8 protein-coding genes are annotated in these 14,969 nt (G+C 65.6%); 4 read left to right on the forward strand and 4 right to left on the reverse strand.

Annotated features, from left to right (window positions below):
• Positions 1-105 precede the first annotated feature (105 nt).
• Entirely contained in the window at positions 106-5,451 is a 5,346-nt protein-coding gene (locus FHW83_RS13350) for a tetratricopeptide repeat protein (protein WP_176646834.1), read from the forward strand.
• Here the strand turns inward: FHW83_RS13350 and FHW83_RS13355 are convergent.
• The 4 genes from FHW83_RS13355 to FHW83_RS13370 form a co-directional block, all read right to left on the reverse strand.
• Entirely contained in the window at positions 5,448-6,128 is a 681-nt protein-coding gene (locus FHW83_RS13355; RefSeq protein ID WP_176646835.1) for a Fe2+-dependent dioxygenase, read from the reverse strand. The two genes, FHW83_RS13350 and FHW83_RS13355, sit on opposite strands and share 4 nt — an antisense overlap.
• A gap of 73 nt (positions 6,129-6,201) precedes the next feature.
• A complete protein-coding gene (locus FHW83_RS13360; RefSeq protein WP_176646836.1) occupies positions 6,202-8,568 on the reverse strand; it encodes a catecholate siderophore receptor Fiu in 2,367 nt (788 codons plus the stop codon).
• Between the two features lie 154 nt (positions 8,569-8,722).
• Entirely contained in the window at positions 8,723-12,340 is a 3,618-nt protein-coding gene (locus FHW83_RS13365; protein WP_176646837.1) for a response regulator, read from the reverse strand.
• 115 nt (positions 12,341-12,455) lie between these two features.
• Entirely contained in the window at positions 12,456-13,202 is a 747-nt protein-coding gene (locus FHW83_RS13370; protein WP_176646838.1) for an alpha/beta fold hydrolase, read from the reverse strand.
• 196 nt (positions 13,203-13,398) lie between these two features.
• Here FHW83_RS13370 and FHW83_RS13375 point away from each other — a divergent pair, with 196 nt between their 5' ends.
• From FHW83_RS13375 to fnr, 3 genes are read left to right on the forward strand one after another with little or no spacing between them, the layout of a single operon-like run.
• The gene (locus FHW83_RS13375) at positions 13,399-13,611 is read left to right on the forward strand and encodes a DUF2892 domain-containing protein (protein WP_176646839.1); all 213 of its coding nucleotides are present in this window, start codon (positions 13,399-13,401) and stop codon (positions 13,609-13,611) included.
• Positions 13,608-14,126 (forward strand): RNA polymerase sigma factor, encoded by a 519-nt coding sequence (locus tag FHW83_RS13380; protein ID WP_176646840.1) that lies wholly within the window; start codon positions 13,608-13,610, stop codon positions 14,124-14,126. Before FHW83_RS13375 ends, FHW83_RS13380 begins: the two co-directional genes overlap by 4 nt.
• Positions 14,127-14,173: 47 nt before the next feature.
• Positions 14,174-14,932: a fumarate/nitrate reduction transcriptional regulator Fnr gene (gene fnr, locus FHW83_RS13385; RefSeq protein ID WP_176646841.1), complete on the forward strand. Its 759-nt coding sequence runs from the start codon at positions 14,174-14,176 to the stop codon at positions 14,930-14,932.
• Positions 14,933-14,969 lie beyond the last annotated feature (37 nt).

Genomic DNA, 14,969 nt, shown 5'->3' on the forward strand with positions numbered 1-14,969 from the left:
ACATTTTACAAACGTAGTTGTGCGCCGTTGCAACAGTGATGAGTAGTTGACCACTGGAAATTCCGTGGCTACACTAACCTGTTAGAAAAAAATTAATTTCCATCCATGCGCTCCACTCCAGTTGCCCTCGCGGCCTTGATACCCGTCATTGTTATCGCCGCACCTGCCGCCAAACTTGCCACGGAAGCGGCCGGCTTTAGCCGCAACGCGGTTCTGCCCAAATGGGCGGCGCCGCTGGCGGAAATCCCGCCCAGCGAGCGTACCGATCCGGTGGTGATTCGCCTCAACGAAACACAGTCACTGGTCGGGGCCAGCTCCGCCACGTTGTACAACCGCGCCATCCAGGTCAACGATTCGAGCGAATTGGGCGCCATCGGCCAGTATGCGCTCAGCTATTTTGCGCAGTACCAGAAGCTGGTGCTGCACCGGGTCATGATTTTGCGCGGTGCGCAGCGCATTGACCGCACCGCCAGCGTCCAGATCCGCCCATTGCAGCGCGAGACCAGCATCGAAAGCGGGATGCTGGGCGGGGCCACGACCCTGCAATTGCTGTTGGACGATGTGCGCATTGGCGATACGTTGTGGATCAGTTACACCGTCGAGGGTGAAAATCCGGTGTTTGGCAAACAGTGGGCCAGCGACTACAACTGGGACGCCGGCATGCCGGTGGAGTTGCGCCGGGTCACCATTACGCATCCGCGCAACCGCCCGCTGCAATGGCGTCAGCTGGGCGATTTTCACAGCGCCAGGATTGAGCCGCAAATTGAGCAGCTCGGCGAGATGACACGCATGCGCTTTGAAGGCCGCGCGCTGGATGCGGTGGAGGGCGAACCATCGGTGCCGTCCGATTACCTGCCGGCGCGCGTGCTGCAGGTCACTGAATACCGTGACTGGAGTGAGGTGGCGCAGTGGGCGAACGGTCTGTTCCCCAAGCTGCCTGCCAGCCCGGCCCTCAAAACCCTGGCGCAGCAGTTTGCCGCCGAGGCCGATCCGCAGGCGCGTGCCGCCGCCGCGCTGCACTGGGTGCAGAATGAGATCCGCTATTTCAGCGTCTCGATCGGGGAGAATTCACATCGCCCCCAAGCGCCGGACGTGGTGCTGCAGCGGCGCTACGGTGACTGCAAGGACAAGAGCTACTTGCTGGTAAGCTTGCTGCGTGAACTCGGTGTACAAGCACAACCGGTGCTGTTGTCGGCCACTGCGCCCAGGCTGGCGGCCAAGCTGCTGCCCTCGCCCAGTTGGTTCAACCACGTGATCGTGCAAATCAGCATTGATGGCCGAGATTACTTTGTGGACCCGACCCGCATCAACCAGCCGGAACCGCTGGCCGCCATGCCGATCGCCTTCCCCGGAGGCCAGGTGCTGCCGGTGGATGCGGCCGCGCGGGGCCTGTCCACTATTCCCGAGCGCAGTGACAGCCTGCCGACCTTTGAGCACAACGAAGAAATCACCATTGCCGATTTCAGCGGCGCCGCCATCCTGGTCACGCGCGACGTCTACCGCAGTACCTATGCCGACGGCATGCGCACCTATTACACGCGCCTGTCGGTCAACGAGCAAAAGAAGAGCGTGCTGTCCAGGTACGAGAAGCTATATCCGGGGGTGAGCCTGGACGGCGTGCCGGAATACCGCGACGTGGTCGCCGACAACCGTGTCGAAGTCATCAGCCGCTACAAGCTGCCGAAAGCGGTAGTCGTCAAGGACAAGCGCTATCAGGTGCAGTTCAATAGCCAGATACTGGACGGTACGCTGGGCATTCCGTCCAAGCTGGTGCGCAATTTCCCGTTTGAGCTGGCCGGCGGCCGCTACAGCGGCCGTTACCGCCTGCGGGTGCACTGGCCGGAGCAGGTGCGGCGCAACGACCCGCGCCACGTCAAGATGCTGGACAACCCCTACTTCCAGGCGCGCGAAGAATTCTCCCTGCGCGGCAGCGACATGGATTACCTGGTGGATTTTCGCCTCAAGCAGCGCAGCGTGCCGGCTGCCGAATTGCCGGCGCTGGAGGAGCAATCCAAGCTGTTGCAGGAGTACGCGGAAGGCAATGTGCGGATAGAGGAAGCGTCGGTTGTCGAGCCCAAGCTGCAGACCTATTCCATGCGTGACCTGGAAAGCCTGTCCGACAGTTATGCGGTGGTGGAGCGTAGCGCGCAACTGAAGGCTAAAAAAGACGCCGAGATTTCTTTGACCGACGCTTGCGACTACGTCAACCACCAGTATGGGCTGGAGGAATTCGTGAACGCCGAGGCCATCACCCTTGGCCTGCGGCTGGAAAAGCGCGTGACCGGCGCCCCTGCACAGGCAGGCATGGGTGCCTGCCTGGCCGAGCTGTGGTTCGCGCGCGGCAAACCGCAGGCGGCGATCGATGCGCTGGCCGCCGATCCGCTGAAAAACGATGCCAGTCCTTTACTGCATGAGCTGGCTTGGGCGCAGTTCTACACCGGTGACCGTGTGGCGGCTGTGGCCACCATGGCGCGCTATCGGGCCGCGCGCGAATTGGCCGCCGGCGGCATGATCGATGCCGCCGATGCCGCCAGTCAGATCGCCCTGCTGCAGCGCGCCGGCCAGCCGTTGCCGCCGGCGCTGGAGCAATTTGCGCGCGAGTTGCCGGATGGCCCCTGGCCGCGGCCGGTGCTGGCAATGCAGCTGGGCCTGTTGACGCCGGAACAGTTGCTGCAGCAAGCCGAGGCCATGCGGCGCGACAGCAAGGCGCTGGCGCTGAACGAGGCGTGGTTCTACATCGGCCAGCAGCGTCTGCTGGCCGGCGACCGGCCAGGCGCGCTTGCGGCGTTCCGCTGGCTCAACGGCAACGGCTTGCGCAACCATCTGTTGCAACGCCAGGCGCAGCGCGAGATCAATCTCGACTTCCGCAGCGACCGCCACGCGGACGCCGGCATGAAAGCCATGCTGAACAAGGATTACGCCGGCGCGGCGGCGGCCTGGCGCGAAGGCGCCGCAGCCGGCAACGCCAGCAGCCAGCATGGCTTGGCATTGCTGGCGATAAGCGGCCAGGGCATGCCGCGGTCGCTGGAGCAGGCGCGTCATTGGGTCCAGCAGGCGGCTGACCAGGGCAACGCGGAATCGCAAGCGCTGCTGGGCCTGATGATGCTGTATGGCGAAGGCGGGGCGAAAGACAGCGCCAAGGGCCTGGAGCTGCTGGGCGCGGCCGGCGCCAAGGGCGACGCCAAGGCCCAGTACGAACTGGGATGGCGCTATCGCTGGGGGGATGGCGTCAAGCAGGACTACGCCCAGGCGCTGCGGTGGCTGCAACAGGCTGCCGATCAGGGGCACGACGGCGCCATGGCCCAGCTGGGGGCGATGTACCGCCATGCCGAAGGCGTGGCCAAGGATTACACCCAGGCGGCATTCTGGAACCAGCGCGGTGCCATGCACGGCAACGCCCATGCCGCCTACAACCTGGGGCTGGCGGCGCAATATGGCGAAGGCCTGGAAAAAGACGAAGCGCGCGCTGCCATCCTGTTCCGCGCGGCAGCCGAGCGCGGCTACAGCGATGCGGCGGTGGAACTGGGCCTCATGTATGAAACGGGACAGGGCGTGGCGCAGAGCTATGCCGAGGCGCTGTCGTGGTATCGCCGCGCCGCCGAGCAGGGCAATATGTACGGCCAGAAGAATCTCGGCAATTTTTACCAGTACGGGCGCGGCGTCGGGCGCGATCTGGACATGGCCGAGCGCTATCTGCTTCAGGCCGCCGAGCAAGGACACCGCAGCGCCATGACTGCGCTTGGCTATCTGTACGACAGGCAGCGTCAGCGCCCGGAGCTGGCCATCCCGTGGTACGAGAAAGCGGCGGCGCAACGCCAGCCTGACGCCGAGTTCAACCTGGCCCTTGCCTACGAACAGGGGCGCGGCGTCCAGGCCGATCCGGTCAAGGCGCTGGAATGGTATCGCCGTGCGGCCGAGGACGGCGACCTGGATGCCCAGTACGCGCTGGCGCAAGCGCTGTTTTATGGCGATAACATCGCGCAGGATCAGGCGGAAGCGGCCGTGTGGTACGCCAAGTCCGCCGCCCAGGGGCTGGCGTCGGCGCAGGGCAAGCTCGGTGAAATCCTGCTGTTTGGCTGGGGCGTGCCGGCCGACAAGTCCAAGGCGGTGACGCTGCTGCAGCAAGCGGCCGGGCAGCAATGGCGTGACGCCTATGTTGCGCTTGGCCATGCTTATGAGGCCGGCCTGGGCGTGCCCGCCGATAAGGCGCAAGCCATCGTCTGGTATGAAAAAGCGCCGGATGTGTTGAAGGCGCAGGTGCGCCTGGGTTTGCTGTACCAGCAGAGCGGACAGCAGGCGGAACGTGCCCGCCAGCTGCTGCAGCAAGCCGATGCGCAGAGCTTGCCGGCCGGCTTCGCCAGCCTGGGTCGCATCTACCGCTCGGCCGGCGACAAGACCAGGGCCGAGTGGGCCTACACGCGCGGGTTGGAAATGGCTGAGCGCGACCCGGCCACCCAGGAGGCCTACCTGCGCGAATACCTTGCGGTGGTCGCCGAATTTTATCAGTCCATCTACCAGTTCGAGAAAGCCGAGGTGCTGCAGCGCCGCCAGCTGGTCCTGACAGAAAAGCTGTACGACGCGAAGTCGCCCGAACTGATGCGCGATGTGGAAGAGCTGGGCGATCTTTACCAGAACCTGGGCCGCTACGCCGACGCCGAGGCGTTTTACCTGCGCGTGCTGGCGCTGAAGGAATCCGTCTATGGTGCGCGCAGTAAAGAGATGGCGGCCATGCTCGACAGCATCGGCGGCCTGTACGCCGTCGCTGAACAGTTCGACAAAGCAGTCGACTACACGCGCCGCGCGCTGGCGTTGAACGAGGCGATGGATGATCCGGCATTGCAAGCCACGTTGCGTCATCTGGCAGGGGTGATGCTGCGCAAGGAGAACTATGCCGAGGCGGAACGACTGTTACAGCGCTCGCTCGCGGTCCAGAAAACCCGGCCCGGCAACGAACGCATCGAGGCAGCCACCCTGAACACGCTTGGCGTGGTCTATGACAAGCTACGCGACTATGACAAGGCCAGCGAGGCCATGGAACGCGCGCGGGCATTGAAGGGCAAAACCGGTGAGCAGGATGGGCTGAGCCAGGCCGCGTTTGCGTGCAACCTGGCCAGCATCCGCATCGGTCAGCAACGCTACGCCGAGGCTGAGGCGCTATTGCAGGAGTCGTGGACGCTGCGTACGCGCGTGCTGGGCGATGACCATCATGAGCTGTCCTATGTCCTGTACGCGCAGGGCCGGCTTTACAGAGGACAGCAGCAATATGCCAAGGCGGCAGCGGCCCTGCAACAGGCGTTGAAGCTGCGCGAGAGCACGCCGCTATATGGCGCCACCGACGTGGCCGAGATTTTGCTGGAGCTGGGCGAGGTCTATCGCCTGCAGGGCCAGACCGCGCAGGCCGAACCGCTGCTGGCGCGCGCCCGCGATCTGCGCGCGCACATCCAGCTCTAGACCTCGCTCCACTGGCGCAGCAGGTTGTGGTAGTGGCCGGTCAGGCCGACCATTTCCGGGCTGTCGCCGACGCGCGCGCGCAGGCTCTGGATGTTCTGGTCCAGCTCCAGCAGCATGCCGCGGCGCAGGTCGTCGCGCACCATGCTTTGCGTCCAGAAGAACGAGCAGACGCGGGCGCCGCGCGTGACCGGCTCGACCCGATGGATGCTGGTCGAGGGGTACAGGATCAGGTCGCCGGCCGGCAGCTTGACCTCGTGCTCGCCGTACTGGTCGGTGACGATCAGCTCGCCGCCGTCGTATTCGTCCGGGTCGCTCAGGAACAGCGTGCTCGAGACGTCGGTGCGCACCCACTCCCCGCTGCCGGGGATGCGGCGCATCGAGCCGTCCACGTGGGCGCCGTAGTGCTCGCCGCCGGCGTAGCGGTTGAACAGCGGCGGGATGGTGCGCAGCGGCAGCGCGGCGGCGAAGAACAGCGGGTTGTCCGCCAGCGCCGCCAGGATGATCTGGCCCAGCTCCAGCGCCAGCGGCGCGGTTTCCGGCAGCTGGCGGTTCTGCTTGACCTTGGCGCCCTGCTCGCCCACGGTGGCGCGCCCGTCCACCCATTGCGATTGGTCCAGCCGGCGGCGCATGTCGGCCACCTGGTCGCGCGTCAGTACGCCGGGGATGTGCAGCATCATGATGAAACTCTCCTCAAAGTAAAAAGCCCCGCCGGTAAGGGCGGGGCCAGCGATCCGGAACCGGGACCGGTGCTTAGAACTTGAAGTTGGCCGTCAGACTGCCCGAACGCGGTGTGCCCGGGGTGTAACGATAACCCGACTTGTTGATCGCTTGCACGTATTCTTTGTCGGCCAGGTTGTAGACGTTCAGGCGCAGGTCGACGTGCTTGTTGATCGGGTAGGACGCCATGGCGTCGAACACCCAGTACGAGTTGGCGTATTTCGGCGTGCCGACGGCGCCGTCGGTGCCGCGCGCCAGCTTGTCGCTGAAGCGCGCGCCGCCGCCGATCTGCAGGCCGAACGGCAGGGTGTACGAGGTCCACGCGGTGAACGATTGCTTAGGCGTGTAGGTCAGCTGGTTGTCGCCGCTGGCGGTCACCACCTTGCCCGACTCGACCTTGGTTTTCTGGTGCACATAGCCGGCGCTGACCAGCCACTTCGGCAGGATCTCGCCGGTGATGCTCAGCTCGATACCCTTCACGCGCTTCTTGCCGGTCTGGTAGTACTTGGCATCGACCGGATCCTGCTCCACTTCGTTTTTCACCTCGGTGCGGAACAAGGCGCCCGACAGCGACAGTTTCTGGCCCAGCAGATCCCACTTGGTGCCCAGCTCGTAGTTGGTGGTTTCCTGCGGATCGAACTTCGGATTGGCGGCGCTGCTGTCCGAGGTGCTCAGGGAGAAGGTGGTGCCGCCCGGCGGCGCTTTCGACGACGCCACCAGCGCGTACACGCTGCTGTCCTTGGTCGGCTTGTACAGGGCCGACAGTTTGCCGTTGACCAGGTTGTCCGAGGCTTCGATGTTGCTGGCCACCAGGGTGCCGACCGGAATCACTTGCGGCGTGGTGGCGGCCTGCACGGTGGTGGCGTTGTAGGTGGTGTTGTAGTGGTCGATCCGCACGCCGCCGTTGAAGATCCACTGCTCGCCGTACTTGATGGTGTCGAACACGTACACGCTCTGGGTGTTGGTGGTGCCCTCGGAGCGGCCGCCGTTGCGCTTCAGGTTGACCTGGGCGCTGGTGATCGGCGTGTGCGGGTTCGGGTAGTAGATGCTGGTCGCCGGCAGGCCGGCGGTGGCGGCCGGCGCGGTGTTGGCGTAGGTGTAGTTGGTCTGCTTCTCGTTGGTCAGCTCGACGCCGCCCACCACGGTGTGCTTGAGCGCGCCAGTGGTGAAGTCGGCGGTCAGGGTGGTCTGGTTGGTCAGGATCTCGTTGAGCTGATCCTTGGTGGTCAGGTTGGTGCGCGCCATGGTCCAGTTGGCCGGATTGGTGCTGGCGGTGTTGGCGTTCAGGTTGGTGTTGCTGGCCATGAACGAGGTCAGCAGGTAGTCCTGCTTGGTCTTGCCGTAGCGGGTGGTGTTGACCAGCTTGGCGCCGCCGGCGAAGTCGTGCTCGACCTTGACGGTGGCCATGTCGGCCTTGACGTTGTCGTGGTCCAGCACCGAGCCGTAGAAGTTCTTCGGATTGACCGGCGCCGCGCCCGCCATGAAGGCGAAGCTCTTGGCCGGCTTGGCCGGGGTGGTGGCGGTGGCCGGCACGGCGGCGATGTCGGCCGGCGGGGTCCAGCCCGGCAGGCCGATGGTCAGCACGCCGCCGTCGGGAATATTGTCCTGCTTGACGTGGAAGTAGTTCAGGTAGACCCGGGTGGTCGAGTTCAGGCCGAACGCCACCGATGGCGCCACGCCCCAGCGCTTGTTCTTGACGAAGTCGCGGCCCGGGTTCTCGCTGTCCTGGTCCAGCAGGTTGAGGCGGAAGGCGGTGCCGCTGTCGGCGTCGATCACGGTGTTGATGTCGGCGGTGGCGCGGCGCTGCTTGCCGCTGCCGTAGGTGGCCGAGCCGCTGTAGGCGTTTTCCAGCAGCGGTTGTTTGCTGACCAGGTTGATCGAGCCGGTCGGCGAGGAGCGGCCGTTGTCGGTGCCGGCCGGGCCTTTCAGCACGTCGATCTGTTCGATGTTGAAGGTGTCGCGCGAGATCGAGCCGACGTCGCGCACGCCGTCCACGTAGATGCTGCTGGAGGCGTCGAAGCCGCGCATGTAGATGGCGTCGCCGGTGTTGGTGTTGCCGTTCTCGCCGAGGAAGAAGGCGCCCACGCCCGGGGTGTTGCGCAGCGCCTCGGTCAGCGTGGTGGCGCCTTGCTGCTCGATCAGTTCCTTCTTGATCACGGTCAGGGTCTGGGCGGTGTCCACCAGCTTTTCGGTGTACTTGGCGGAAGAGGCACGTTCGGCTTTGAAGTCGTTCTCGCGGCTGCCGTTGACCTGCACTTCCTGCAGGGTCTGCGGCTTGTCGGCGGCGTCCGGCGCGTCGGCGGCGTGGGCGGCCACCGGCAGCAGCATTGCGGCCAGCGCCGCGCTCATGTGTTGGTTGAGGCGCGTCTGCGCATGTTTGCGACTTTTAATCATTGCCATGTGCTTTCTGATAAGGAAACGGTAAAAATATTGGGAAATATTGTAACAATAAAATACCGTATCGTAAATGCGAATTATTATCAATATGATTTAAAGACGCGCCCCGGGCGTGGAAAAGCGTTGCGTAAACGCTCAACGGGCGGGGATGGCGGGGCTAGGATTGCTCGCGTTCGAGCCAGGCGCGGGCGTGGGTCAGGGTTTGTTCGAGCTCGGCGCGCACCTCGCGGTAGCGTTCCTGCAGCTCGTCTTCGCGTTGGCCGTGGATGGCTTCCTCGGCCGCCATGGTGGCCTGGATCAGGCGCTTGGCGCCCAGCACGCCGACCGCGCCGCGCAGGCTGTGGAAGGCGCGGGCGGCGTCGCGCAGCCGGCCTTCGCGCAGGGCCAGGGCGGCCTGGTCGAGCGGCTCCATGCCGCCCTCGACGGCGCCGCGCACCATCTTGACCATGGCGGCGCGGCCCTTGGCGTCCTTGCCCATCACCCGCATCAGGCCGTCCATGTTGAAGATGGCGGCCTCGCCGGTGGGCATCGGCGAGGTGACCAGCTTCGGCGGCGGGCCCGCCGGCATGCGCTGCGGCGGCGCCAGCGGCACCGCCTCGGCCGGGCCGATCACCGGCGCCGGGGCCGGCGAGGCGGCGGCGGCCATGGAGGCCAGCAAGTCATCCTCGCTGGGCATGGGGGCCGGCGCGGGCGCCGCGGCTACGGGCGGCGGCGGTTTGGGCAGATGGCGCCGCAGCACCGCCAGCATCTCGTCCACCTCGATCGGCTTGGGAATGAAGTCGGTGATGCCGGCCTCGCGGCTGCGCTCGCGCTCGGACTCCAGCACGCCGGCGGTCATGGCGATGATCGGCAGCGTCAGCTGGAGTTCCTGGCGCAGGATGCGGGTGGCGGTGAAGCCGTCCATCACCGGCATCTGCATGTCCATCAGCACGATGTCGTACTCGGCCGGGCGCGCGCGCAGGATGTCCACCGCCTGGCGGCCGTCGCCGGCGATGTCCAATGTGGCGCCCGCGTGCTCGAGGATGCCGCGCGCGACCGCCTGGTTGAGCAGATTGTCCTCGACCAGCAGGAAGTGGATGTCGGCCAGCGCGCCGACGATGCCCTGCTCGGTCACCGCCTGGGCGTCGGCCTCGCCCTGGGTGGCCAGCGCCTCGTGCAGCGCGTCGAACAGGTTGGAGCTGGTGATCGGCTTGACCAGCACCACGTCCGCCTCCGGCGCGCTGGAGATTTCCTCGATGCGGTCGCGGGCGAAGGCGTTCAGCATCACCACGATCGGTTGCGGCCGGCCGGCCGGCGAGCTCGCGCTCGCCGCCGCGCGGATGCCCTTGGCCGTGGCCAGCCCGTCCATGCCGGGCATGTGCCAGTCGGCCAGCACCACGTCGTACGGCTGCTGCTGGTCCAGGCTCTGGCGGTAGCGCCGCAGCGCGGCCTCGCCCGAGTCGACCTCGTCGGCCTGCCAGCCCCAGGCGCGGATCAGGCGCGCCACCAGCTCGCGGCTGGTGCGGCTGTCGTCCGCCACCAGCAGCCGGCGCTGGCCCAGCGCCGGCCTGCGCCGCTCGTCGGTCTGGTCGGCCTGGATCTCGAACGGCAGGCTGAACCAGAAGGTCGAGCCCTGCCCGGCCTTGCTGCTGACGGCGATCTGCCCGCCCATCAGCTCGATCAGGCGCTTGGTGATGGCCAGGCCCAGGCCGGTGCCGCCAAAGCGCCGCGTGATGCTCTGATCGCCCTGCGAGAAGGCGTTGAACAGCTGGCCCAGCTGGGCCTCGGTCATGCCCATGCCGGTGTCGCGCACCTCGAAGCGCAGCAGCGCGCTCTGCTCGTCGCGCGCGCTCAGCTGCACGCTCACCACCACCTCGCCCTGCTCGGTGAACTTGATGGCGTTGCCGGCCAGGTTGACCAGGATTTGCTGCAGCCGCATCGAGTCGCCGCGCAGGCGGTTGGGCACGGCCGGGTCGACGCTGATCGCCAGCTCCAGCTCCTTGTCGCCGGCGTTCATGGTCATGGTGGTGGCCAGCGAGTCCATCACGTCGTTGAGCGCGAACTCCACCGGCGACAATTCCAGCTTGCGCGCCTCGATCTTGGAGAAGTCCAGCACGTCGTTGAGGATGCCCAGCAGCGACTGGCCGGACACCCGCACCATGTTCAGGTACTTGCGCTGCTGCGGCGTCAGCTGCGTGTTGCCGAGCAGGTAGACCATGCCCAGCACCGCGTTCATCGGCGTGCGGATTTCGTGGCTCATATTGGCCACGAAATCGCTCTTGGCGCGGTTGGCGGCCTGGGCGCGGTCGCGTTCGCGCTCCAGCTCGAGCGCGCGCTCCTCGACCTCGATGCGCAGGCGGTGGCGCTCGGTGATGTCGGAAATCACCGCCAGCACCTTGGTGCCCTGGTCGGTGCGCACCGCGCTCAGGTTGACCTCGATCGGGAATTCGCTGCCGTCGCGGCGGCGGCCGTACAGCACCCGGCCCTGCCCCATGCGCACCGGTTCGGCGCTCAGGCGGTCGGCGAAGAAGCGGTTGCGGTGCGCGGCGTGCTGCTCGCGCAGCTTGTCCGGCACCAGGATCTCCAGCGGCTGGCCGAGCACCTCGTCGCGCTCGTAGCCGAAGCAGCGCTCGCCCTCGCGGTTGAAGGTTTCGATGCGGCCGTCCACGCCCACCACGACGATGGTGTTCGGCGCGAACTCGACCAGGCTCTGCAGGCGCGCGTCGGCCGCCAGCCGCTCGTGCATCAAATCGTTGAAGGCCGAGGTCAGCTGGCCGACCTCGTCGCGCGCGTGCACCGGCAGCGGCGTGAAGCGGGCCGGATTGGCGCGCAGCGCGACAATCGCGTTGCGCAGCTTGATCAGCGGCGCCATCAGGCGCAGCGTGAGCGCGCTGATCAGCAGCGCCGTCAGCACGGCGGCGATGCCGCTCCACACCAGCACGCGCTTGATCACTCCCTCGAACGGTTCAAACGCCTCCTCGGCCGGCAGCGAGGTGGCCAGCAGCCAGTTGACCGACTTCAGGTTCTTGTAGCTGTTGAGGGTGGCCTTGCCCTCGCCCTGGCCCATCACCGTGCCCTCGAAGCCGTCCTCGAGCGCGCGGGTGGTGGCCGGGTTGGCGTTGGGCGCGCGCGGCTTGAGCAGGCGGGTGATGTCCGGATGCAGCACGTACACCGGATTGTCGCTGCGCGTGAGCGCGAAGTAGTAGCCGCTGCGGCCGACCTGGGCGGTGCGCAGGTGGCCCAGCAGATTGTCCTTGTACAGGCGCAGCACGCCGATCAGCACGCACACCACCTCGCCTTTGTCGTTCAGCACCGGCGCCACCATCTGCACGATCGGCTGCTTGTTGGCGCGGCCGATCAGCGGTTCGGTGATCAGCGGCTTGCGGGTGCGCATCACGGTCTTGAAGTATTCGCGGTCGGAGGCGTCGATGCCGACCCGGCCCGGCACCAGCGGCAGGTCGGAGATGATCTTGCCCTGCGGGTTCATGACCAGCAGATCGTCGAACAGGGCCAGCACGGCGCGGTTCTGGTAATACTCGCGCAGCTTGTCGCCGGAGGTGCCCAGGCTGGCGGGCTGGTTGCGGGCGGATAGCGCGATGATATCGAGCAGCATGGTCAGCTTGTCGTCGAGGTCCTGCGCGGTGCGGTTGATCAGCGCGGTCTGTTGCGTGAACAACACCCGCTGGTAATCCGCCTGCATGCGCTGGGTCTGCACCAGCGTGACCAGTCCGATCATCAGGACCGAGGTGATGCTGGTGGCGAGGGCGACTTTAGCCTTGATGCCGAGTGGCTTCATATCATCCTTGTTAGAGGGGGCTGGATCGATTCTCCTATCAAAGGCTTACCTTGGCAAGAAAGAAAAAGCCAGCGTGCTCGAGGCGCGCTGGCTTTTTGCAAGGGATGAAACGGGATTAACGCTGGGCGGCGGCCAGGATCACCTCGGCCACCTTGGCCGGCTGCGACACCATCGGCACGTGGCCGGTCGGCAGGGTGGTGGTGACGGCGTTGATTTTCTTGGCGAACGCCTGCTCCAGTTCCGGCGCGATCATGCGGTCCTTGCTGGCCACGATGTAGTAGTTGGCCTTGTTCTTCCAGGCCGCCACGGTGGTGGTTTCACCGAAGGCCTTGAGGGCGATCGGGCCCTGGGTGGCGGCGATCAGCGCGGCCTGGGCCGGCGTCACGTCCTGCGCGAAGTTCTTGGCCACCGAGTCGGCCGGCAGCCAGGCGTAGCCGGTGGCGTCCACTTGCAGGGTGGCGATGCCCGGTGGCACCGCGTAGTCCTTGCCCAGGTTGCCGGTGGCCTCGCCTTCCGACGGCGCGAACGCGGCCACGTAGACCAGCGCCTTGACCTTGTCGCTGGTGCCGGCCTGGGTGATCACGGTGCCGCCCCACGAGTGGCCGACCAGCACCACCTTGCCGGTTTGCGCGTCAATCACGCGCTGGGTGGCGGCGACGTCGTCGGCCAGCGAGCTCAGCGGGTTCTGCACGGCCACCACTTTGTAGCCTTTGGCTTGCAGGATGGGAATCACCTTGTCCCAGCTGGAGCCGTCGGCGAAGGCGCCGTGGACCAGCACGATGGTGGTGTCGTTGGCCGGAGTGGCGGCGTTGGCGAAAGCGGTGGCGGCCAGCAGGGCGGTAGCGATCAGGGTGCGTTTCATGGTGAATCTCCTTAAATTAGTTAGCGATTGAATCGTGTTCGATGTATTGATGGGTGAACTATAGCGCGCAATTCAATCGTATGCAATACGTATCTTCAAAAAATTTTAAAAATATTTTCGACCCCGCGAATCCGAATGCCCCGCGCCACCCTCTTAGCTGGCGAGGGACTTCCTCGACTACCGATTGGAGTGCACAATGTTCTACGTTAAAAATGTACCAACCTGGGAGCGCGTGCTGCGCGTGGTGATGGGCGTGATCGTCGCGGCGGCGGCGCTGGCGCTGCTGGGCGGCATGTGGGGCACGCTGGTGGCGGCGTCGGCGGCCGGCATCGTCGCCTCCGGCCTGTTCGGCTTTTGCCCGATGTGCGCCATGGTCGGCCGCCGCCTCGACAAACAAGGGAAACAATGAGTCTTGCGGAACACCACCTGCCGGTGCTGGACGCCGCCCATCGCGGCGATCCGGGGGCGCTGGCGCAGCTGCTGCGGCTGTGCCAGCCCGACATCCGCCGCTACGCCCAGCGCAACTGCCTGATCGGCGACGTCGACGACGCCGTGCAGGAGGCGCTGCTGGTGTTGTCGCGCAAGCTGTCCTCGGTGCGCATGCTGGCGGCGTTTTCCGGCTGGCTGTTCCAGGTGGTCAAGCGCGAGTGCCACCGGCTCGCGCGCGGCGCGCTCGGCCATGACCCATGGGATGACGAACGCGCCGAGCAATGGCTGGCCAGCCAGGACACGGCCGGCTTGCGCGTCGAGCTGATCCGCGCGCTGGAATCCTTGCCGGCCGATTATCTGAAAGTGGTGTTGTTGCGCGACTTCGCGGAAATGTCGATCGCGGAAATCGCGGACGAGATCGACGAATCGGTGGCGGCGGTGAAAAGCCGCTTGCATCGTGCAAGGCAGATGGCGCGCGAATACCTGATTGGATGACTGCGGAATAGGCGCCCAATTTGGGTGTGATGGGCTACACTAGCCGCATGATACAAGAACTTCCCTCGCTGGTAATTCCCGGCGCCACCATCGACATCCTCAAGGCCAGCTGTGCTTCGTGCAGCATGCACCAGCTGTGTTTGCCGATGGGGCTGGACAACAACGACATGGAGCGGCTCGACCAGATCATCGGCCGCCGCCGCAAGGTCGCGCGCGGCGGCACGCTGTTCCGCATTGGCGATCCGTTCCAGAACCTGTACGCGATCCGCCTGGGGCACTTCAAGACCTACCAGGTCAACCGCGAGGGCGCGGAGCAGATCACCGGTTTTCAGATGGCCGGCGAGCTGCTGGGCATGGACGCCATCAGCGCCGACCGGCACCATTGCACCGCTGTCGCGCTGGAGGACAGCGAGGTGTGCGAGATTCCGTTCTCCACGCTGCAGCAATTGCTGGCGGAGATGCCGACCCTGTTGCGCCATTTCCACCGCATGATGAGCCAGGAAATCACGCGCGAGCAAAGCGTGATGCTGTTGTTGGGGAATATGCAGGCGACCCAGCGGTTTGCGGCGTTCCTGATCAACCTGTCGTCGCGTTACGAGGCGCGCGGGTATTCGCCCAATACTTTCCAGTTGCGCATGTCGCGCGAGGAGATTGGCAATTACTTGGGACTGACCATTGAGAGCATCAGCCGCCTGCTGTCCAAGTTCAAGAAAGAGGGCTTGGTGCGGGTCAGCAACCGCGAGATCGAATTGCTCGATCCGCGCATGCTGAAGGCGATCACCGCCGGCACCGAGACCTGCGCCTAGAACCCCTGTCATTCCGGCGGAGGCCGGAATCCATAGA

Origin of the sequence: Duganella sp. SG902 (assembly GCF_013376005.1) — a bacterium.
In the GTDB taxonomy this organism is placed as follows: domain Bacteria; phylum Pseudomonadota; class Gammaproteobacteria; order Burkholderiales; family Burkholderiaceae_D; genus Rugamonas.

Bases quoted from the DNA above. Each gene is read 5' to 3' on its own strand.
- FHW83_RS13365 (WP_176646837.1), bottom strand. From the start codon at position 12,340: ATGAAGCCACTCGGCATCAAGGCTAAAGTCGCCCTCGCCACCAGCATC.
- FHW83_RS13370 (WP_176646838.1), bottom strand. From the start codon at position 13,202: ATGAAACGCACCCTGATCGCTACCGCCCTGCTGGCCGCCACCGCTTTC.
- fnr (WP_176646841.1), top strand. From the start codon at position 14,174: ATGATACAAGAACTTCCCTCGCTGGTAATTCCCGGCGCCACCATCGAC.
- FHW83_RS13350 (WP_176646834.1), top strand. From the start codon at position 106: ATGCGCTCCACTCCAGTTGCCCTCGCGGCCTTGATACCCGTCATTGTT.
- FHW83_RS13375 (WP_176646839.1), top strand. From the start codon at position 13,399: ATGTTCTACGTTAAAAATGTACCAACCTGGGAGCGCGTGCTGCGCGTG.
- FHW83_RS13355 (WP_176646835.1), bottom strand. From the start codon at position 6,128: ATGATGCTGCACATCCCCGGCGTACTGACGCGCGACCAGGTGGCCGAC.
- FHW83_RS13380 (WP_176646840.1), top strand. From the start codon at position 13,608: ATGAGTCTTGCGGAACACCACCTGCCGGTGCTGGACGCCGCCCATCGC.
- FHW83_RS13360 (WP_176646836.1), bottom strand. From the start codon at position 8,568: ATGGCAATGATTAAAAGTCGCAAACATGCGCAGACGCGCCTCAACCAA.